At 31.4% G+C, this 4,795-nt stretch carries 3 protein-coding genes; all 3 read left to right on the plus strand.

Annotated elements, in window-relative coordinates:
- Positions 1–811 precede the first annotated feature (811 nt).
- The 3 genes from GGR32_RS11870 (at position 812) to GGR32_RS11880 (ending at position 4,093) form a co-directional block, all read left to right on the plus strand.
- On the plus strand, positions 812–2,077 hold the full coding sequence (locus GGR32_RS11870) for a DNA cytosine methyltransferase (protein ID WP_183478425.1): 1,266 nt from the start codon (positions 812–814) through the stop codon (positions 2,075–2,077).
- Entirely contained in the window at positions 2,074–3,153 is a 1,080-nt protein-coding gene (locus GGR32_RS11875; RefSeq protein WP_183478426.1) for an HpaII family restriction endonuclease, read from the plus strand. The genes GGR32_RS11870 and GGR32_RS11875 overlap by 4 nt, the downstream gene beginning before the upstream one ends.
- Before the next feature lie 310 nt (positions 3,154–3,463).
- Positions 3,464–4,093: a hypothetical protein gene (locus tag GGR32_RS11880; protein ID WP_183478427.1), complete on the plus strand. Its 630-nt coding sequence runs from the start codon at positions 3,464–3,466 to the stop codon at positions 4,091–4,093.
- Positions 4,094–4,795 lie beyond the last annotated feature (702 nt).

The raw sequence follows: 4,795 nt of genomic DNA on the forward strand, positions 1-4,795 counted from the left end.
GGATTTACAGCTATTTCTGCAAAACTGTCGGTTGGGTTGAAATCAACTTTGTTGATTCATGAACACCATTAGCAAATAAAAGGTTTGTGAACTAAAAAAATGAATGTTTAAAATAATTCATGAACACAACTATATGGAGGATGTGGGGTAGTGGCTAAAAAGTAAGTATACTAAAGTTAATTATTCGTTCATTTCATCTTAACAAAAAACTGATTAAAAAACAGACGAGAAAATCACTGTTTTTTTAGATAAAAACAAGCCTGTAATAATAATAAAATTTTCAGTTTATTTATACCATTATTTTACAAAAAACCAGCCTTTAGTTTTAGTCATGTTTTTCCCCTATCAAAGCCATACCTAGTCCACACCTAGTCCACACCTAGTCTAGGGTGAGACCACAAATTGTCCACTAAAAAATGGGCTAATTTTAGTTTAGCTGTGGTTTAAATATGGTGTGAAAATGACATATTTATAAGCTATAAAAAAGCGAAAAAATAGAGCTCTCTATCTGAAGTGTTTTTGACCTGCTTTTTTTATGGTTTTTATTGAAAAAACAACCTATATTTTTAATTTTTCAACTAAACCCTCTTAATGTTTAGACCTCCTCTTGTTTTAACATAAAAAGTTATATATATTTGAGGGTATATAGAGGTTACTGTAAGCTGAACCTAGCTATACAAACAGCGTATTTGGTTTTTGCTAACACATAAGCCAACGCTAAAAAAACTTAAAAAGATTGTGAATAAAAATATCAAAACCAATCCAGCCAAAACAGCAAACTTTATTAACTTGTACGGTTAAATAAGAAATAATGATTAAAGAAAGAATTGACATAGAAAGCATTGACGGACAGCTGTTTGAAATAAAAGTAGTTGACCCAGATAATTCTAAACCAGCTTCTTTTACGCATTATTTGCACAATTATAAAAATGGAGTTTCTCAATTTTACAAAAAAGATGCACTTTCTTATGTAAAAGAAATTCTTGAAAAGGAATATCCATTAGAAAAAGTCACAAATGAAATAGCAGAAGAAGCACTTCAATATTTAATTTTTGACCTTAATAAATCTGTTCCTTTTCCAGCACCAGAAAAACCGAAATTCAAATTCATTGACCTTTTTGCAGGAATTGGTGGATTTCGTTTAGCTCTTCAAAATCTTGAAGGAAAGTGTGTTTTTACAAGCGAATGGGACAAATATTCAAAGCAAACTTATAAAGCCAATTTTGGAGAAATTCCGTTTGGCGATATTACAAAACCTGAAACAAAAAATTATATTCCAGACAATTTTGATGTGCTTTGTGCGGGTTTTCCTTGTCAAGCGTTTTCGATTGCAGGAAAACGCGGGGGGTTTGAAGATACAAGAGGAACATTATTTTTTGACGTAGCGGAAATCATAAAGAAAAAACAACCAAAAGCAATTTTTCTTGAAAACGTAAAAGGTTTAAGAAATCACGATAAAGGAAAAACATTAGCTACAATTTTAAACGTGCTTCGAGAAGATTTAGGTTACTATGTACCTGAACCACAAATTTTAAACGCCAAAAAGTTTGGTGTGCCACAAAATCGTGAACGAATTTTTATTGTTGGTTTTCATAAAGACACTGAGATTACAAGTTTTGAATATCCAAAACCGACTAATGAAGATACCGTTTTAGAAGATATTCTAGAAGAAAACGAAGTTTCTGTTAAATATTATCTTTCAACAACTTATATAGATACATTAAGAAAACATAAGGCAAGACACGAAAGTAAAGGAAACGGATTTGGCTATGAAATAATACCAAATAATGGAACTGCAAATGCTGTTGTTTGTGGTGGAATGGGCAGAGAAAGAAATTTAGTTTTTGACGATAGATTAACAAATTTTAAGCCTGTAACTAATATTTCTGGAGAAGTAAACCGAGAAGGAATTAGAAAAATGACACCACGAGAATGGGCAAGATTACAAGGCTTTCCAGATAATTTTAAAATAGTAGTTTCAGACGCACAAGCATACAAGCAATTCGGAAACTCAGTTGCAGTTCCTGCAATTCAAGCAACAGCGGAAAAGATAATAGAAAAACTAAACTGCAAATGATTACAGGAAATAAAGGAGAATGGAGCGAAATTTATGCGCTTTTCAAATTATTAGGCGACAAACAACTATTTCTTGGAAACAAAGACATTGAAAAATTAGAAGGTTTAGTTTATCCAATTATCAAAATACTTCGCACCGAAAACAACGGTAATTTTGAATATTCAATCCAAGATGAAATTATATTAATTTCAGGAGATGAAGAAGTTTTGAAAATCCCTATTTCAGATTTTAAGGATAAAGCTCTTTTTCTTTTGAATGCAATCAAGCAAAATAAAGAAAGGACTTTTTCAGTTCCAGAAATTGAGCAGTTTATGCAATCAATAAATTGCATTTCGTTGAAAGCTAGTTCCACAGCAAAAACTGATATTACGATTGTTGTTCACGACCAGAGAACAAATCAAGAACCAACATTGGGATTTAGCATAAAATCTCAACTCGGAAGCCCTTCTACTCTTTTAAATGCAGGTAAAACAACAAACTTTATTTATAAAATCAGAGGAGCGAAACTTTCTAAAAATGAAATTCTGGAAATCAACTCAATCGCTTCAAGAAGTAAAATAATGGATAGAATTGTTCAAATTCATAAAAATGGAGGACAATTTGAATTTATAAAGACAGAAAGACAAATATTTTCAAACAACCTTGTTTTAATAGACAGCTTGCTTCCAGAGATTTTATCACAAATCATTTTTGATTTTTATTCGAGTGAGTTTTCACACTTGACCGATCTAGTAAACAAAACGGCTGACAAAAATCCATTGAACTTCGATATTGAAAACGAACATAAGTTTTACGAATACAAAATCAAACGCTTCTTGACAGATGTTGCACTTGGAATGATGCCATCAAAAGTTTGGACAGGAAAATATGATGCGACAGGTGGATATTTAATTGTCAAAGAAAATGGAGATGTTTTATGCTATCATATTTACAACAGAAATGAGTTTGAGGATTACTTGCTAAATAATACAAAACTCGACACGGCAAGTTCTTCTCGACATGGATTTGGAGAAATTTACGAAGAAAACGGAGAACTATATTTTAAACTGAATTTGCAAATTAGATTTACGAAATAGCCAAAGTTAAAAGCCATACACATTTACAGTCATATCATCTAAGCTTCACTAAAACTGTAAAAAGAGTAGGTCTTTGCCAACACCGCTAACAAGTTTACGGAAATAAAAAGCTATGCACAACAAAAAACCGAGGTAAAAACAAGTAAATTTTATACATTTCAACTAAAACCCTCTTAAGCTTTACACCCCTCTTGTTTTAACATAAAAAGTAGTGTATATTTGAAGTTAACAGTTTAACGCAAATCGCCATATCCGTCAGGGCGTTGTAGCCAATGCGGGAAAAATACTGCAAACTTGAAAACTAAATATAATGAGAAAGACACTTTTAGGATTAATCGGATTTTTGTTTGTAATCTGTTCATTTGGACAAGAATTGACGGTTGATATAGAAGTTGACTCATTGAAAGTTATTCAAACGGTAGAAATTTCAACGAAAGAAATCGGTTTTGGAATTCCATATGGAAAAGTATTTATTAGTAAAGCATCTTTGATTGAGACTTGGGAGGATGAACTTGATAAAACCTCACAAAATAAGGATTGGCAGATTGAAAATTATAAAAAATCAGAGCTATACCTTGAATTTGTAAAACGACAAGAGAAAATATTTTTTGAATATGTAAGTGATGATTCCGTTTCTCAAATTCAGCAGATTGAAGAACAAATACCTGAAACAGATACTTTGTATTACATGGAGAATTACCTAAAAGAAACTATTTGTAATCTTCTTGACATTGGTGAATTTGAGGTACTGATTGACAACAAAAGGATTGAAAATGTAATTAAAGCTAAAGTTAGACGGACAACAAAATATTATGAAACAATTTCAACAGAATATATAGTTAATGATTCAATACATTTTTGGATTTGTCCACCGATAATACAATCTGATTTTGTTGTTGACCCAGAAGACGTGTATGTTCCTGAACCACCAAAAGATTGATATTAATGATTAATAAAGCACTGGCTACAACACGTAATATACGTAAGCTGGGGGATACGGGTAATTTAAACTTTTGTGCATTTACTCAAATTCGTAACGGTTTGATAGGAAAGTGCTTCGAAATCCCAGCCTCCGCATATTGCCATCCGTTAGCATACATCTGAAATGACTCTTTCCGAAGTATATTTTTATATGATAATTATAATTTACCAACTCTTTAGTTTGGTAATAATAACATTTTCGGAGGATCTAAAAGAGGACAAATATTATAAACGATATTTGAAAATTACATTCGGAATCGGGTTTCTTGGAATTTTCATGGAATTATTGAATTGGAATTATCTATGTCGATTTAATTGTACTCTTCTGACTTTCTCGCCTTTACTGACTTTATTAATCTCAAAAGGGATTATTGAGTTTTATAAAAAAGTAATTAAAAAAGAAGGTTTTCAAATGCAATGGGGCAAATTATCAGACGGAATTTGGGTTAAGAATAAAGGGAATTTAAAAAATCGAGGATTTTATGGTTGGTATACAACAAATATTGTGAGTTTTCCGATTCTAATATTGACAATACTCTTTGTCGTAATAGAAAAAAACGTATGCTAACACCGGTAACCGTTGCACAAGCCTATAACTTTGCCTAAATTGATTTTATATAAGCCGTTTTTAAGCGGCTTTATTTTTTATTCTTGAGTGAAT

It is taken from the genome of Mesonia hippocampi (genome assembly GCF_014197445.1).
In the GTDB taxonomy this organism is placed as follows: Bacteria; Bacteroidota; Bacteroidia; order Flavobacteriales; family Flavobacteriaceae; genus Mesonia; species Mesonia hippocampi.

Bases quoted from the DNA above. Each gene is read 5' to 3' on its own strand.
- GGR32_RS11880 (WP_183478427.1), top strand. From the start codon at position 3,464: ATGAGAAAGACACTTTTAGGATTAATCGGATTTTTGTTTGTAATCTGT.
- GGR32_RS11870 (WP_183478425.1), top strand. From the start codon at position 812: ATGATTAAAGAAAGAATTGACATAGAAAGCATTGACGGACAGCTGTTT.
- GGR32_RS11875 (WP_183478426.1), top strand. From the start codon at position 2,074: ATGATTACAGGAAATAAAGGAGAATGGAGCGAAATTTATGCGCTTTTC.